Genomic DNA, 15,979 nt, shown 5'->3' with positions numbered 1-15,979 from the left:
TAGTCACAACCCGCTATCGCGGTGACGGCTTACCGTTTCAATCACGGTGAACCTGAGGTGATGTCGAGCTTTTCCGCGTTGTCGTAGTCGTCGTCGATGAGCACGACGCGGCGTTGATGCCGGTCGAGCAACGCGGCGGCTATCGACGCCCGGTAGCCGCTGGCGCAGTGGATCCATAGTTCGCGGTCGTGGGCAAGTTCGCCGAGGCGTTCCGGCAGTTCGTGCACCGCGATGTTGACCGCATCGCGCACGTGGCCGCTGTCGAATTCGTGCGGCTGACGCACGTCGACGACGGTAACCGCGCTGTCACCGAGCACATCGGCGAGGTCTTCGAAGGAGGCGACCCGATAGCTGCGCAGCGCCGCCCCGTCGGCCAGCGCGCGTATATCGACGGTGGAGCTGCCGGTGAGGTGATCGACGCCGATGCGGGCGAGCTCGCGCTGAGCGTCGGCGACCTGTTGGGCGTCCTCTCCGATCAACGTCAGCGGTGCGCCCCAGCTGTACAGCCACCCGAGGTAGTTCACGAACGATCCGGACAGCTCAAACCCATAGGTGCCCGCCAGGTGCCCCGCCGCGAACGCCGTGCGGTTCCGCAGGTCGACCACCCACTCGCCGGCGTCGATCCGGTGCCGAAGTTGCTGTGCGTCAACCGGCTCGGGCGGGGACAGGTCCGGCGCTTCGGGGCCCGCCCTGTTGATGACGCCCATGTGTGCGTAGTAGGCGGGAAATGCCGTAAGCCCGTCCAGCAGTTCGTCGACGTATTGCTGTTCGTCCTGGGTCAGCGCCGGGTTGCTGCGGCGTTGTTCGCCGATGGTGGAGGCGTCACCGTCGGGTGGCGTCGCCGAACAGAAGCTGCCGAATCCGTGGGTGGGATAGATCGCGGTCTCCGGCGGCAGCTCGTCGGCGAGGCGCCTCACCGAATGGTATTGCAGCCGGGCCAGTTCCTCGGTGTGGTCGTCGCCGATCAGGTCTGTTCTGCCGGTGCTGCCGAAGAGCAGCGATCCCCCCGTGAAGACGCCGACGGCCTCGCCGGAATCGTCACGCAGCACATAACTGACGTGATGATGGGTATGTCCGGGTGTGAGCAGCACTTCCAAATGAATTCCGCCGGTGTCGATCTGGTCGCCGTCCCCGACGGCGCGGCGGTCGAAGCCGACGTCTTCCCCCCCGGGAACGACGTATTGGGCGCCGGTCGCTTCGGCCAGTGCCAGCCCGCCGGTCACGTAGTCGTTGTGGATGTGGGTCTCCAGCACGTGCGTGATGCGCAGGTCTTGCGCCAGCTCGAGCACCCGGTCGATGTCTCGTTGCGGATCCACGGCGACGGCGACCGTGCCGTCGTTGACGAGATAGCTGCGGTCGCCCAGACCCGAGGTCTCGATGATCGTCACGTCCACCATCGTTTTCAACCTCTCGGTCGGCTCGTGTGGGCGTCGTGTGCTGTTCTTCGGCTCGCGGCAATCGGCATGTCTTCTAGTACCCCGAACGCGGGTTGCCGGCGCGAGTCGCGCAGGCGAGAACGGCGGCCGGAGCAGCTTTGAATACAACGCTCACCGTGTCAACGGCCGGTCAGCGCAGCTCGGCACGGGAAAACGTTTCGGCCGCCGAAGCATCGAAGCGTTTCAACCACGGTGATTTTTGCGCCGGCTCGTGCCGCGCCGCAGAGCCGTGAAGTTTTCTGGTGCTATCCGCCGGTGAGCGATTCGTCGGCCATGTCGCAGACGCACACCAGGGTGCCGCGTCGCCACGGCCCGAACTGCGTACCGCGCCTGCGCAGCAGATGCTGCGCCAAGACCTTGTCGCGTTGGTCCCGCGAGAACGCGAAGTCCAGGTTGACGGGCAGCCCAGCCCAATCGACCTGGTCACTGGCCAGGTCGTCGGCTCTCCCGCCGTCCCGCAGCCGGCATTGCAGCGGGCAGCCGTTCTTGATGACCCGATCGGGTCCATCACACTCCCGAGCCACGATGACGTCACTCCTTCAGGTACGCGACCTTGTGAGTGCATCGTGCGACGCCGAAGTTTCGGTGGCGATTGTGCGATGTTTCCGCCGTGTTACAGCTTTCGCGGCAGCAGCCGATCGGCGCTAGTAGACGTCGCGGTGGTAGCGCTTGTCGGCGCTCAACGACTGGACGTAGTCCCTCGCCGCCTCCGGGTCGAGCTTGCCGAATTCGGCCGCGATCTCGCAGAGCGCCCGGTCGACGTCCTTGGCCATCGGATCGGCGGTGCCACAGACGTACAGCTGGGCGCCGTCCTGCAGCCAGCTCCACAACTGCGCCCCACGGTTGCGCATCAGGTGCTGCACGTAGACTTTCTGCTGCTGGTCCCGGGAGAACGCCAAATCCAACTCGGTGAGGAACCCGTCGTCACGCATCTGCTCGAGCTCGTCACGGTAGTAGAAGTCGGTCGCGGCGTGCTGCTCACCGAAGAACAGCCAGTTGGGGCCGGTGTGGCCCAGCGCGCGCCGTTCCTGCAGAAAACCGCGGAAGGGCGCGATGCCGGTGCCGGGGCCGATCATGATCATCGGCGTGTCCGACTCGCTCGGCGGCCGGAAATTGCTCGACTGCTGCAGATACACAGCGACTCGATCGCCGGGGGAGCGGTCGGCCAGGTAGGTCGAACACACCCCGCGCCGCGGCACGCCCTGGAAGTTGAAGCGCACCGGGGAGACCGTCAGGTGAACTTCCCCGGGACACGCCTTGGGGCTCGACGAGATGGAGTACAGCCGCGGCTGAAGGCGCTTGAGGACCCGCAGCCACTCGTGGGCCGACGCGGACACCGGCAGCTTGGACAGCAAGTCGATGGACTGGCGCCCCCACGTCCAATCCGCCAGTGCGCGTTTGTTTTCCGGCTTCAGCATTTCCGCGAGCGTCGAGTCACCGGTGCGCTCCTGGACGAACCGCACCAGGTCCCGGCTGATGTGGGCGATCTCGATGCGCTCGGTGAGCGCGGAGCGCAACGACATCAGGCCATGCTCGCCGACCTCGACCGGGGTCTGGCCGTTCAGCCCGGTCACCGACAGCCATTCGTCGACCAACTCGTCGCTGTTGCGCGGCCACACGCCGAGCGCGTCGCCGGCCTCGTAGGTCGCGGATGCTTCCGGCAGGTCGAACACCAAGTGCCGCACGTCTTTTGTCGATTCCGGCTGACTCAACACGGTGTTGCGGACCATGCCGGTGATCAGGGGATGCTTCTTGCTGTAAGCGCTTGTCGCGTGGCCATTCTGGCGAGACGGTGCCGCAACCGGGGCAGTGCGGGCCGGCGCCACCACGGCCCCGTCGCCGCCGACCGACGTGGGCGTCTTGGTCAGCGCGTCGATGACGTCGCCCACCCATTTCGCCGCGGTGTCGTCGTAGTCGGGCTCGCAGTCCACCCGATCGGCGATGCGCGACGCCCCCAACTCGGCCAGCCGGGCGTCCAGATTGCGGCCGTGACCGCAGAAATCGTCGTAATTGGAGTCGCCCAGCGCGAGCACGGCATAGCGGGTGTCGGTGAACCGCGGCGCACCCTCGCCGGTCAGCACCCGCCAGAGGCCGGCGCCGTTGTCGGGCGCTTCGCCGTCACCGGTGGTGCTGGTAACGAACAACAGTTCCTTCGTCGTCGCCAAGTCCGCCGCTGGGAAGTCGTCCATACTCTGCAGCGTGACCGGAAGTTCGGCGGCGCCCAATTGCGCGGCGATCTCGGCGGCGAGTTCCTCTGCGTTCCCGGTCTGCGATGCCCACAGCACCACGATGGGAGCACGCTCGGCCGCGGGTTTCGCATCGGACGGCGTGGCGGGCGGTTGCGCAGCGGCCTCCATCGGCACCGGATGGGCCCCATCGGGCAGCGCCACCGGCTGGGGTCCGTCGACGCGTGAGAACAGTCCCGCCAGAAGGCCGTCCACCCAGAGCCGGGTGCTGGAATCGAACGGCGCACTCAGTGGCAGGGTGGGCACCCCGCCGGTGCGGCGACCCGCGTCCGAGCGAAGCCCGGTCAGCATGCCGGCCAGGTAGGTGCGGCCGAGCTCGTCGAATTCCGGCTTGGGTTGTGTTGCCACACCGAGCAATTCGCTGAGGGCATCGACTTGTGACACGCTGATTTCTCGTACCTCCGCGGGTCCGGGTTCTGGTGTGTCGGTGGGCGCCGGCGTCTCAGTGACCGAAACCGGTTGAGAGACGGCGATCTTCGTCAGCGCGACGGCGCACGCCTTGAATTCGGGCTGGCTCGAGATCGGATCGACCGCATCGTTGGTGACCGCATTGATCGACAGGTATTCGCCGAAGGCGTCGTTCCAGTGGAACGGCGCGAAGCAGTTGCCCGGCCGCACCCGGTCGCTGATGACAGCGGGCAGCACGGCACGTCCTCGGCGGGACCCGATTTCGATCTGATCGCCGTCGGCGATCTGCAGGCGCGCGGCGTCATCGGGGTGGATCTCGACGAACGGCCCAGGATTGAGCTTGTTGAGTTTGGCGACCTTGCCGGTCTTGGTCATGGTGTGCCATTGGTGCGGCAGGCGACCGGTGTTCAGCAGGAACGGGTAGTCGTCGTCGGGCATTTCCTCGGGCAGCAGGTGCGGGCGGGCGAAAAACACCGCGCGACCTGTCGCCGTGGGAAAGGCCAGCCGCGGTACGCTGCCATCCTCGCGGACCAACCTCGTCTGGCTGACACCGTCGTTGAGATAGCGGATCGGGTTGCGGTCACCGTCGCCCTCCGGTGCGCATGGCCACTGCAGCGGGGTCTGACGCAGCCGTTCGTAGCTGACGCCGCGCAGGTCATAACCGGTCTTCGGGTTCGAGAACCGCTTGATCTCCTCGAAGACTTCCTCGGCGGAGTTGTAGCTGAACGCCTCCGAAAAGCCCATCTCGCAGGCGATCCGGGCGATGATCTGCCAGTCGGGCAGGGCGTGGCTCGGCGCCTGGACCGCGGGCTGGAACAATGTCATGTTGCGCTCGGAATTGACCATGACCCCTTCGGACTCCGTCCACAGGGTCGCAGGCAACAGCACGTCGGCGTATTCGTTCGTCTCGGTCTCGAAGAACGCGTCCTGGGCCATCACCAATTCGGCGCGCTCCAGTCCGGCCAGCACGGTCTTTCGGTTGGCAACGGAGGCAACGGGATTGGTGCAGATGATCCAGCAGGCCTTGATCTGCCCGTCGGCCATCCGGGAGAACATGTCGATGGTGCCGCCACCCACCTCGGTGCGCAGCGTTCCGCGCGGGATGCCCCACAGGTTTTCGACGAACTCGCGGTCTTCCTCGGATGCCACTGAACGCTGGCCCGGCAATCCCGGCCCCATGTACCCCATCTCGCGACCGCCCATCGCGTTGGGCTGGCCGGTGAGGGAGAAGGGGCCGCTGCCCGGCTTGCAGATCGCTCCGGTGGCCAGGTGCAGGTTGCAGATGGCGTTGGTGTTCCAGGTGCCGTGAGTGCTCTGGTTGAGGCCCATCGTCCAGCAGCTCATGAAATTCTCGGCCTCACCGATCATTTGAGCCGCCGCGCGGATGTCCTGTTCGGGGATGCCGGTCACCGCGCTGACCATGTCGGGGGTGTACTGCTCCAGGAAACTGGGCATCACCTCCCAGCCTTCGGTGAAGTCGGCGATGAAATCGGCGTCGGTGTGGCCGTTCTCGACGATCAGGTGCAGCAGTCCGTTGAGCAGCGCCAGATCCGATCCCGGCGCGATCTGCAGGAACAGATCGGCCTTGTCGGCGGTCGCGGTGCGGCGCGGGTCGACGACGATCAGCTTTGCGCCGGCCTTGACCCGGTCCATCATGCGCAGGAACAGGATGGGATGGCAGTCGGCCATGTTGGCGCCGATGACGAAAAAGACGTCCGCCCGCTCGAAGTCCTGGTAGGACCCGGGCGGTCCGTCCGCGCCCAGTGACAGCTTGTAACCAGAACCCGCGCTGGCCATGCACAGTCGCGAATTCGATTCGATCTGGTTGGTGCCGATGAAGCCCTTGGTCAGCTTGTTCGCCAGGTACTGCGCCTCGATGGACATCTGGCCGGACACGTACATGGCGAAGGCGTCCGCGCCGTGCTCATCGACGATCGCCCGTAACCGCTTCGCGCACTGGGTGATCGCCTGGCCCATGTCGATCGGCTCGAATGGTTCGCCACGGTCGGCCCGCGCATACGCCGAGTCCATCCGGCCCGGCGCGCCGAGCATGTCCGCGGTGGTCGCGCCCTTGGTGCACAGCCGGCCGAAGTTGGCCGGATGTTCCTTGCTCCCAACTGACTTGACGACGTGATCGCGGCCCGTTTTCGGATCCGTTGTGATCTGCAACACCATTCCGCAACCGACGCCGCAGTAAGCGCACATGGTGTTCACGGCGTTCTCACGCGCCATGGACTCCCTCGCCACGCTTACGTCCCTCCGTCGAGTGCGTACGGGTTAGCTCCGTACCAGGTGAGTTCATTGTGGAGCAGGCATGTTTCGGCATCGCTGCCCGAAATTTCCCCCGGTTTACTTCTTCCTCTCAGCGGCCAACGCGCCGGTGTGAAATCGCCGGGGGAATTCATGGCCCAGGATCGCGTTAGCGCAGGTCACCGCTGACCGCCCGTCCCGCTTGAGGTTAGTCAGCACGACCCTCGAAACGCTTCTCAGAACGGGGTTTTTGACCAAACCGACGGGACATTCACAGTCTTCGCTAAGCTCACCGTGTGCGTCAGCTCATTGTGATCCTTCTGGTTTTGCTGGCCTCCGGCTGTGGCTGGAAGCCGACCGCGCCCCCGCAGGCCCGGCCCGACACCTGCAAGGACTCCGATGGGCCCACGGCCGATACGGTGCGCCGGGCCATCACCGCGGTTCCCATCGCCATCCCCGGCACCATCTGGGTCGAGATGGGCCGGGGGCACACGCGAAACTGCCGGTTGCACTGGGTGCAGATCATTCCGACGATCGCCAGCGAATCGAGTCCGCAGCAACTGCTGTTCTTCGACCACAACACGCCGCTCGGTAGCCCCACCTCGAACCCGAAGCCGTATATAACCGTGCTACCGCCTTCGGATGACACCGTCACCGTTCAATACCAGTGGCAGAAGGGAAATGATCAGCTGTGCTGCCCCACCGGGATCGGAACGGTGAAGTTCCGGATCGGCCCGGACGGCAAGCTGCAAACCCTGGGCAAGGTTCCGAATCAATAACGTTCCACCCCAATGACTTCCTTGCGCGCCCGAGGCTTCGCGGGAGACCAATGGCCTTGTGCGGCCAGGTGATCGCGCACAACTTGATCGCCGGCGGGCAGCCCCATGCGCAAGCGGCCCTGCACGCCGCGGAGATCGCCTTCATCGGTCCGCTGCTCGGATCGGTGGCGCGGGTGATCGGCGGCAAGCTGGGCGACCGGTTCGACGGCGGCCGCGTCACGCTCACGGTGCTGGCCGCGATGATCGCCGCCGGCGGGTTCCTGGTCGCTGTGAGCACCCACGACGACCTGACCCGCGCCCCCGGCGCACCGGTTTCCATCTACACCACCGCCGGCTACATCGCAGGATTCATCGTCCTGTTCATCTTCTGCGGCGTCGGGAAGGGATCGGTGTTCAAGCTCATCCCGTCCGTGTTCGCCGAGCGCAGCCGCGCGCTGGACCTCGACAACACCGAGCGCCGCCACTGGGAACGCGTCAGGTCGGCGGCGTTGATCGGGTTCGCCGGATCGTTCGGCGCGCTGGGTGGCATGGTGATCAACCTGGCGCTGCGCGAGTCCTACACCACCACCGGCACCGAGACGCCGGCATTCTGGGCCTTCATGATCTGCTACGTCGCCGCGGCATTCTTGACCTGGACGAGGTACGTGCGGCCGCAGCGATCGGCCCCGGAGCCGATCTCCGAGCAGCCCGTCAGCTCGTGACGGCCTCGGCCAGGTTCTCCGGGTGCAGCATCTCGACGTAACGCAGCCGCTCCGGGATGCCGAAACCATCTACCAGCGTTTCGGCGTGCGGGCGCAGCGCGCGGCAACGGTCGTTGATTCCCCGGGTTACCGCCTTGGCGCGCTCGGTGGACAGGTAGCGGTGCTCGATGTACCAGGCCTTGTCGTCCTCGATGACCGACAGCGCGTACAGGTCGCACAGGATGCCGAGCAGTTCGCGGGCCTGCTCGTCGGGGCACGCGTCGATCCCGGCGACGAACGCCTCCAAGATGACTCGATCGATGTGCGCGCTGGCCGCATGCAACACGTGATCCTGCACCGAGTTGAAGGCGTCGAATGCTGACATCTCTTTGGATTTGGCCTGCAGCCGGCGTGCCACGGATGCCAACAGATATTCCTCGCGGTCTTCGAACATCTTGATTTGGGTGCCGCGGTTGAACAGGCTGCCCTCTTCCTCGCTGTCCTGGCGGGCATCCACGATCGTCTGGATGATCGCTTCTGCCGCAGTGCGTTTGACGACACGTTCGCCAACGGTGTTGGCGGCGAAGCGAACCCATTCGACCGGGCTCATGCTCTTGATGTCGTCGGCGTAGGCGGTCAGCAGCTCCTTGGCCACCAGCTGGGTCAGCACGTGGTTGTCGCCCTCGAACGTGGTGAAGACATCGGTGTCACCCCGCAGCCCGATCAGCCGGTTCTCGGCCATGTAGCCCGCGCCGCCGCACGCCTCGCGGGACTCCTGGATCGCGCGGCTGGCATGCCAGGTGTTGGCGGCCTTCAGCCCGGCAGCGCGCGCCTCCAGCTCGCGCTGCTCGTCGGCGTCCGGGGCGTCCGCGCTCTGCACATCGTGACACTTGCCGACCAGTTCGTTCTGCGCGAACTGCAGTGCGTATGACTTCGCGATCAACGGAAACAGTCGCCGCTGGTGCACCAGGTAATCCATGATCAGCACCTCGGAATCGTCATCGGGTGCGCTGAACTGCCTGCGCTGCAACGCATATCGGGTGGCGATATCCAGTGCCACCCGGCCGGCGGCGCCCGCGCTGCCGCCCACGGTGATCCGGCCACGGACCAGGGTGCCCAGCATGGTGAAGAACCGGCGGTTCGGGTTGTCGATCGGCGAGCTGTACGTGCCGTCGGCCGCGACGTCGCCGTACTTGTTCAGCAGGTTGACCCGCGGGACGCGGACGTGGTCGAACACGATGCGGCCGTTGTCGACGCCGGGCAGCCCGCCCTTGTACTCGCAGTCCGACGTGGTGACGCCGGGCAGGTCGTTGCCGTCCTCGTCGCGGATCGGGACCAGGACGCAGTGCACACCGTGATTGACCGGCTTGCCGTCCTCGGTGGTGATCAGTTGCGCGAAAACCGCTGCCATGGTTGCGGTTTCGGCGGCGCCGCCGATGTAGTCCTTGCGGGCGGACGGCGTGGGGGAGTCGATGACGAACTCTTGGGTCTGCGGGTCGTAGGTCGCGGTGGTCTCCAGCGACTGGACGTCGCTGCCGTGTCCCGTCTCGGTCATCGCGAAACAGCCGCGCAATTCCAGGCTGATGATCTTGGGCACGTAGTTCTCATGGTGGCGCTCGGTGCCCAGGTTCTCCACGGCCCCGCCGAATAGTCCCCACTGCACGCCGGCCTTCACCATCAGCGACAGGTCCGACATCGCCAGCATCTCGATCATCGTGATCGCCGCACCGACGTCGCCGGTGCCGCCGTGTTCCTTCTTGAAGCTGTCGGCGGCCGCGCCGAACGCCGCCATGATTCGCATCTGCTCCGCCACCTTGGTGCGGGCGATCACGGTGTTCGGTGTGTAGTGCGGGCGGAACAGGTCCTCGGTGAGCGTGTCGCGCATCCGGTTTCTGACATCGCGCCACCGCCCGTCCAAGGCGTTGCGCAGATACTCGGCAGTGGTAGTCGTTTCAGGCGCCATAAGCCGACAGTAATGGGCGGTTCGCGTCGCGGCGAACATCGACGACAGTTCATGCCGCCGAACGAAACTTCACGGCGGTCGTCGGCCGCCGGCGCCGGAAACTCAGCGCTCGGGATGACCGGCGTGCGGCTCGGGATCGGGGGACGGGCGGCGGCTTTGGCCCAAGGGCGACCGTAGCCGATAGAGCGTGAAGCCGGCCGCGATGACGCCGAACAACACGAGCATCCCCATGTCGAACACCCACCAGCCGCTGTAGTGGGTCCATGTCACGGCGTCGGCGGCCAGCGAGTCGACCCTGCGCAGATTCGCGGTGGACGCCCCGGCCGCGAAACCCCACTGGGCCGGGACGAACCAACTGATCTGCTGCAGACCCAACACGCTCACCAGCTGCACAAGGCTCCCGTTGAACAGCGCGGACGCCAGGATCACCGGAATCACCAGCGGCAGCACCTCCCGCAGCGACTTGCCCAGCGACGACAGCGCGAGGCCGATGACCGCGGAGACGATCGCGGTAACGGCCACGCTCACGTAGAGCTCGATCGTGGCGTTGTGCAGCAAGACGGCGCTGCGTCCCGGCTCGCCCTTGACCGCGATGACGATCGCGAACACGACGGCCGTCCAGACGGCCGCGGCCAGGCCGTACACGGTGATCTTGGCCGTCAGGTAGGTGGGCGCGGACAGACCGATCTCCTGCTCGCGGCGGAAGACGCGACGCTCGCACACCACCGCGCGGATGGTCAGCGCCGTGCCGATGATCACCGCGGCGATGTTGAAGGCGGCCAGGATCTCGATGGCTTCGTGCGCGTTGGTGCTGCCTGAGTCGGGACGTGTCAGACCGGAATCACCCGGGATCAGCAGCGCGAGCCCCGCCAGCACAAACGGCAGGATCACCAGGAACGCAAGGTAGATGCGATCGCCCAGCAGCAGGCGGATCTCGCGCCGGACCAGCAACCGGATCTGCCGGCTTCTGGACAGCCCGCGCGGCGGCGGACCGGGTGCCGCGACTTCGGGCGGGATGGTCGGTGCCGCGGTCTGCGGCCGCGCGCGGAAGGCCCGGTGGGCGCCCTCGGGATCGGCGCCGACCTGAGCGAGCACCCGCGACCAGTCGGTGGTGCCCATCGCGGACTCGATCTGCAGGGGCGTTCCGAGGTATGCGACTTTGCCCGCGCCGGTGAGCACCAACACCTGGTCGCACGCGTTCACGTCGGCGAGCGACGTGTGCGCCGAGATCGCGACCACGACGGCGCAGCCGATGTTGGCCTGGTGCCGCAGCATCGCCATGACGTGGCGTTGCTGGGCCGCGTCGAGTCCGGCGGTGGGTTCGTCGACCACGAGCAGGCTCGGCCGGCTGACGAGCTCGACCGCCAGGGCGGCGCAGCGCCGCAGCTCGGGTGGGAGTTTGCGGATTCTGATGTCCCGGTGCGGCGTCAGCTCGAGTTCGTCGAGAACCTGGCTGACCACGCGGTCGCGCTGCTCGCGCACGGTGTCCGGTGGCAGCCGCAGTTCGGCGGCGTACTTCACCGCCTGCGCGACGGTGAGCTGCCGGTGCAGGCGGTCTTTGCGCGGGACCACCCCGATGCGGGTACGCGTGGACTGCGGCTCGGCGTGGAGGTCGTGTCCGTCCACGACGACGCGCCCGGCGCTGAGTTCTCTGGTGCCGGCCAGCAGCGCGAGCAGGGCGGAATTGCGTGCGGCCGACGGCCCGATGACCGCGGTCATGGCGCCGGGACGCGCGGTGAACGAGATGCCCGACAGCGTCTCGCGGCCATCGACCGCCAGCCCCAGCTGGTAGGCCGTCACCCCGGTGGTGCGCGACGCGGTTTGCAGCGGTAGCCGAAAGGTGGAGTCGGGTTCCTCGGTGCGGAAGGAGGGGCGTTGGGCGCGCAGCTTGCTGGTCACCATCCGCTCGATCAGGCTCGGGCCCTTGTGCAGCTCGGGTTCCGCGGCGGGCGGCGGGACCGGTGGCTGAGCGGGGGGCGCCCCGGGTGGGAGAACCGCACCAAGTGGCGGTGGCGGTGGCGGGGGTGGTGCGCTGGGTTGGACAGGTCGCTGGGCGGCGGGCGGCGGGGGCGTGACCACAGGCATGCGCTGGGTGGCGCTCTGCGTGGGAACCCGCGGGTCGGGCTCGTTCGGACGTCCCGGCGGCGGCGCGCCGGGTGGGACCGGAGGCGCCTGCGGGGGAGACGCCGGCCTGCCGGGCGGGGGAGGCCCGGGCGGCGCGACCGAGGGCGCGGTTTGAAAGACCAGGCGCGGACCGTGCTGAGGATCCCCGATGCTGATTCCCAGGCCGTCGCGGATCTCGAGTGTCGGCACCCGCGATCCGCCGGCGAAGATGCCGCGGCGGCTCAGATCGATGGCCACCCAGTGAGTCCCCGTGAATCGCAGGATCACGTCCACCCGGGGAGCCGGGTGCGGTTGCGGGGGATTGCCCAGCTGCGCCAGCGGGATGTCACAGCCCGGGCCGTAGCCCACGATCACGTCGCGGCCCGGGGTGAAGACATAACGCGTCGGTCCGGCCCATACGGTCAGCGAGGCCGGAAGGGCCGAAGCCTCGGTCGGCATGGCCGCCACCTTTCGTCACCGGTCAGCTCGATTTGGTCTCGCGTTCAGGACTGCCTCGCCCTCAGGCGTCGGTCGCCGCGCTCGTTTAAGTGTCTACCCGTGCCCGAGCTTGAACCGCCGGCGTCGGGCCGCTCACAGTGGGTTGCGGCGGCCCGCAAGGGACGTGGCAAGCGAGGCGTTGTCCAGCAGCCCGCGCAACACGTCGACCGCGTGTACCAGCACCTGACGGTCCGCGTCGTCGAGCAGCGCCAACTGCGGTTCGATCGCGGCGGCACGGTCGGCCCGAACCGCGTTGAGCGTGCGCCGGCCCTCGGCCGTGATGCGGATCCGGACCGCACGCGCGTCCCCCGGGTCGACCATGCGGGTGACCAGGCCCGCCTCCTCGAGGCGGCGCACCTGCGTCGTCATCGTCGGCTGCGAACAGTGGTCGACGGCGGCCAGGTCACCGATGCGGGCTTCGCCGTGAGCTTCGATGGTGGCCAGCAGCCTGGCCTGTGCTGCCGGCAAGGGCATCTGGATGCGCTGGGTGGCCATTCGGTTGAGTCGCGCGACCACGGCGAGCAGGTCGGCTCCCAGTCCCTGCACTCCCTCGAGCTTTGCGGCATCGACGACGTTGTCCATGTCTCCATGGTTGCATAGCTTTGCTAAGCGAGGCGAAAAGACGACGCGCGCCGCGCAAAACCCATCTTCAGCGGACACTCCTGCTCGCGGCTGGCAGAATCGCCTAAGTGACCTTGCTGCGTTTCCGGCCATCGAAGGAAGGGGCGCTGCGGCCAAATGAGTTGGCACAGGCCGCGGTCATGGGGGCCCTCTGCGCGGCGATCGAGATCCTGGCGGCCGTAATCCCGTTCGCTCAGGGACTCGGCGTGCTGGGCACCGTGCCGATGGGACTGCTCGCCTACCGCTACCGCCCCCGGGCGCTGATGGCCGCGACGGTGGCCGGCGGGGTGATCGCCTTTTTGATCGCCGGGCTGGGCAGCCTGTTCATGCTGATCGACTGCGCCTGGGTCGGCGGATTGTGCGGCATCGTCAAACGCAAAGGCCGCGGCTTGCCGACGGTCGCCCTGTTGTCGTTGGCCGCCGGAGTCCTCTGGGGCGCCGGCTGGGTCGCTGTGCTGGCGGTGCTGACCCGGCTGCGGCACTTGTTCTTCGACGTCATCACCGCCAACGCCAACGGCGTCGCGGCGTTCCTGAATTGGGTCCACCTGCAAGGCGTCGGCGTGGGGCTCAAGCGGTACGTCGCCGACGGGATACAGCACTGGCCGTTGCTGATTTTCCCCTACATGGTCCTGTTGGTCGTCATCGTTGCGTTCATCAGCTGGTCGGCACTGTCCCGCCTGCTGGAGCGGATGCGCAAAATCCCCGACGTCCACAAGCTGGACACCTCCGATGATGCGCGGATACAAGGCAGTCCGGTGGGGCCGGTGCCGGTGCGGTTGGACAAGGTGCGGTTCCGGTACCCCGGCGCCGAGCAGGACGCGCTGCGCGAGATCAGTCTCGATGTCCAGGCCGGCGAACACATCGCGGTGACCGGCGCCAACGGCTCGGGGAAGACGACGTTGATGCTGATCTTGGCCGGCCGGGCACCGACGGCGGGCAGTGTCGAGCGCCCGGGAACGGTCGGACTCGGCGAGATGGGCGGCACGGCAATTGTGTTGCAGCACCCCAAAAGCCAGGTTCTGGGCACCCGGGTGGCCGACGACGTGGTGTGGGGATTGCCCCCGGACGCCGAGATCGACGTCAACCAACTACTGCACGAGGTCGGCCTCGACGGGCTGGCCGAACGCGACACCGGAAGTTTGTCCGGCGGGGAACTGCAGCGCCTCGCGCTCGCGGCCGCGCTGGCGCGGGATCCGGCGCTGCTGATCGCCGACGAGGTCACCACCATGGTCGACCAGCAGGGGCGAGATGCCTTGCTGGGCGTGCTCTCCGGCCTCTCGAAGCGGCACCAGACGGCGTTGGTGCACATCACCCATTACGACAACGAGGCCGCATCCGCCGACCGCATCATCAAACTCAGCGATTCACCGGACAACACCGTGACGAGCGACACCGCGACCGCACCGGCCCAGACCACCGCCGTCGGTCACAGCTCGCGGACGCCGGTGCTGGAACTCATTGATGTCAGCCACGAATACGCCAGCGGCACACCGTGGTCCAAGGTCGCCCTGCGCAATATCAGCTTCGTAGTGGAGCAGGGCGACGGGGTGTTGATTCACGGCGGTAACGGCTCGGGCAAGTCGACGCTGGCGTGGATCATGGCCGGCCTGACGACCCCGACGTCCGGTACCTGCCTGATCGATGGCGAGCCCACCCACGAGCGCGTGGGCGAGGTCGCGCTGTCTTTCCAGTCCGCCCGGTTGCAGTTGATGCGCGATCACGTCGACGCCGAAGTTGCATCAGCAGCGGGCTTTTCGCACCTTGACACGGACCGCGTGGCCGAAGCGCTGATTTCGGTCGGGCTGGACCCGGCATTGGGCAAGCGCCGGATCGATCAGCTCAGCGGCGGCCAGATGCGCCGCGTGGTGCTGGCCGGGCTGCTGGCGCGCTCCCCGCGAGCGCTGGTCCTCGACGAGCCGCTGGCGGGATTGGACATCGGCAGCCAGCGCGGCCTGCTGCGGCTGCTGGAGAACCTGCGCAAGGAACGAGGCCTGACGGTCGTGGTGATCTCCCACGACATCGTCGGGCTCGAGGAGCTCTGCCCGCGAGCGTTGTTCCTGCGCGACGGCATGCTGGAAACGGCTTCGACCGCGGCGGGGGGTATGTCGTGACGGCACCCGCGGACACCAAACCGGCACCCACCCGCACCCGGCGCACGCACCGTCCGGTGGTGTTGTTGGTGCCGGTGCCCGGCACGTCGAAGATTCACGAGTTGTGGGCCGGCACCAAACTGCTGGTGGTACTGGGTGTTTCGATACTGCTGACCTTCTACCCGGGCTGGGCGACCGTCGGGCTGATGTTGGTCTTGCTGATCACCGCGGCCCGGCTCGCCCACATTCCCCGCGGCGCGTTGCCGTCGCCGCGGCGCTGGATATGGATCGCCCTGGCGGTGGGCGGCATAACTGCCGCGCTCGGCGCCGGTAGTCCGGTGATCGAGATAGCCGGCGTGCACATCGGGCTGGGCGGAACGCTGCACTTCGTGCGGGTCACCGCGCTGTCGATCGTGTTGATCGGGCTCGGCGCGATGCTGTCGTGGACCACCAATGTCGCCGAAATGGGGCCGGCGCTGGCGGCTTTGGGTCGACCGCTGCGGTGGCTGCGGATCCCGAGCGACGAGTGGGCCGTCGCCTTGGCGCTTGCGTTGCGTGCCTTCCCGATGTTGATCGAAGAGTTCCAGGTGCTCTACGCCGCCCGGCGGCTGCGCCCCAACCAGGAACCGCGGAACCGCAGGGCCCGGCGGCGGCAGCAGGCCCGCGACATGATCGATTTGCTAACGGCGGCAATTGTTGTGACGCTGCGACGGGCCGACGAGATGGGCGACGCGATCACTGCCCGAGGCGGCATCGGGCAGCTGGCGGCCGCACCGGCGCGACCGAAGCTGGCGGATTGGGTGACGCTCGGCATCACCGTCGCGGCCGGCGCCACCGGAGTCGTGATCGACTCGATGCTGCAAATCCATTAGGCAACTCGGCTGCGCGAGCAGATGACCGAAATC

9 protein-coding genes and 1 pseudogene are annotated in these 15,979 nt (G+C 67.2%); 4 read left to right on the top strand and 6 right to left on the bottom strand.

Annotated features, from left to right (window positions below; genetic code table 11):
* Positions 1-41: 41 nt before the first annotated feature.
* The 3 genes from ACZYVJ_RS05535 to ACZYVJ_RS05525 form a co-directional block, all read right to left on the bottom strand.
* Positions 42-1,394 (bottom strand): MBL fold metallo-hydrolase, encoded by a 1,353-nt coding sequence (locus tag ACZYVJ_RS05535; protein ID WP_463832853.1) that lies wholly within the window; start codon positions 1,392-1,394, stop codon positions 42-44.
* Positions 1,395-1,681: 287 nt separating this feature from the next.
* Complete coding sequence (locus tag ACZYVJ_RS05530) at positions 1,682-1,927, bottom strand: hypothetical protein (RefSeq protein WP_463832852.1); 246 nt, start codon at positions 1,925-1,927, stop codon at positions 1,682-1,684.
* Between the two features lie 153 nt (positions 1,928-2,080).
* On the bottom strand, positions 2,081-6,322 hold the full coding sequence (locus tag ACZYVJ_RS05525) for a molybdopterin-dependent oxidoreductase (RefSeq protein ID WP_463830107.1): 4,242 nt from the start codon (positions 6,320-6,322) through the stop codon (positions 2,081-2,083).
* A 329-nt stretch (positions 6,323-6,651) separates the two neighbouring features.
* Between ACZYVJ_RS05525 and ACZYVJ_RS05520 the strand changes: the two genes are divergently transcribed.
* Both ACZYVJ_RS05520 and ACZYVJ_RS05515 read left to right on the top strand, forming a co-directional pair.
* Entirely contained in the window at positions 6,652-7,119 is a 468-nt protein-coding gene (locus tag ACZYVJ_RS05520; protein ID WP_463832850.1) for an LppP/LprE family lipoprotein, read from the top strand.
* A 62-nt stretch (positions 7,120-7,181) separates the two neighbouring features.
* Positions 7,182-7,820: pseudogene (locus ACZYVJ_RS05515) on the top strand (MFS transporter); the annotation flags it as partial.
* Here ACZYVJ_RS05515 and ACZYVJ_RS05510 read toward each other — a convergent pair.
* The 3 genes from ACZYVJ_RS05510 to ACZYVJ_RS05500 form a co-directional block, all read right to left on the bottom strand.
* Positions 7,810-9,762, bottom strand: a complete 1,953-nt coding sequence (locus ACZYVJ_RS05510; RefSeq protein ID WP_463830106.1) for an acyl-CoA dehydrogenase family protein — start codon at positions 9,760-9,762, stop codon at positions 7,810-7,812. The pseudogene ACZYVJ_RS05515 and the gene ACZYVJ_RS05510 overlap by 11 nt on opposite strands.
* A gap of 102 nt (positions 9,763-9,864) precedes the next feature.
* Entirely contained in the window at positions 9,865-12,324 is a 2,460-nt protein-coding gene (locus ACZYVJ_RS05505; RefSeq protein ID WP_463830105.1) for an ATP-binding cassette domain-containing protein, read from the bottom strand.
* Between the two features lie 132 nt (positions 12,325-12,456).
* Positions 12,457-12,945: a MarR family winged helix-turn-helix transcriptional regulator gene (locus tag ACZYVJ_RS05500; RefSeq protein WP_463830104.1), complete on the bottom strand. Its 489-nt coding sequence runs from the start codon at positions 12,943-12,945 to the stop codon at positions 12,457-12,459.
* A 107-nt stretch (positions 12,946-13,052) separates the two neighbouring features.
* Here ACZYVJ_RS05500 and ACZYVJ_RS05495 point away from each other — a divergent pair, with 107 nt between their 5' ends.
* Together ACZYVJ_RS05495 and ACZYVJ_RS05490 are read left to right on the top strand one after the other, a co-directional pair.
* Entirely contained in the window at positions 13,053-15,095 is a 2,043-nt protein-coding gene (locus ACZYVJ_RS05495; protein WP_463830103.1) for an ABC transporter ATP-binding protein, read from the top strand.
* Positions 15,092-15,946 (top strand): CbiQ family ECF transporter T component, encoded by an 855-nt coding sequence (locus ACZYVJ_RS05490; RefSeq protein ID WP_463830102.1) that lies wholly within the window; start codon positions 15,092-15,094, stop codon positions 15,944-15,946. Before ACZYVJ_RS05495 ends, ACZYVJ_RS05490 begins: the two co-directional genes overlap by 4 nt.
* The last annotated feature ends 33 nt before the right edge of the window (positions 15,947-15,979 follow it).

It is taken from the genome of Mycobacterium sp. IDUB_3, assembly GCF_055419585.1.
This window is presented reverse-complemented; position numbering and strand designations above follow the sequence as displayed.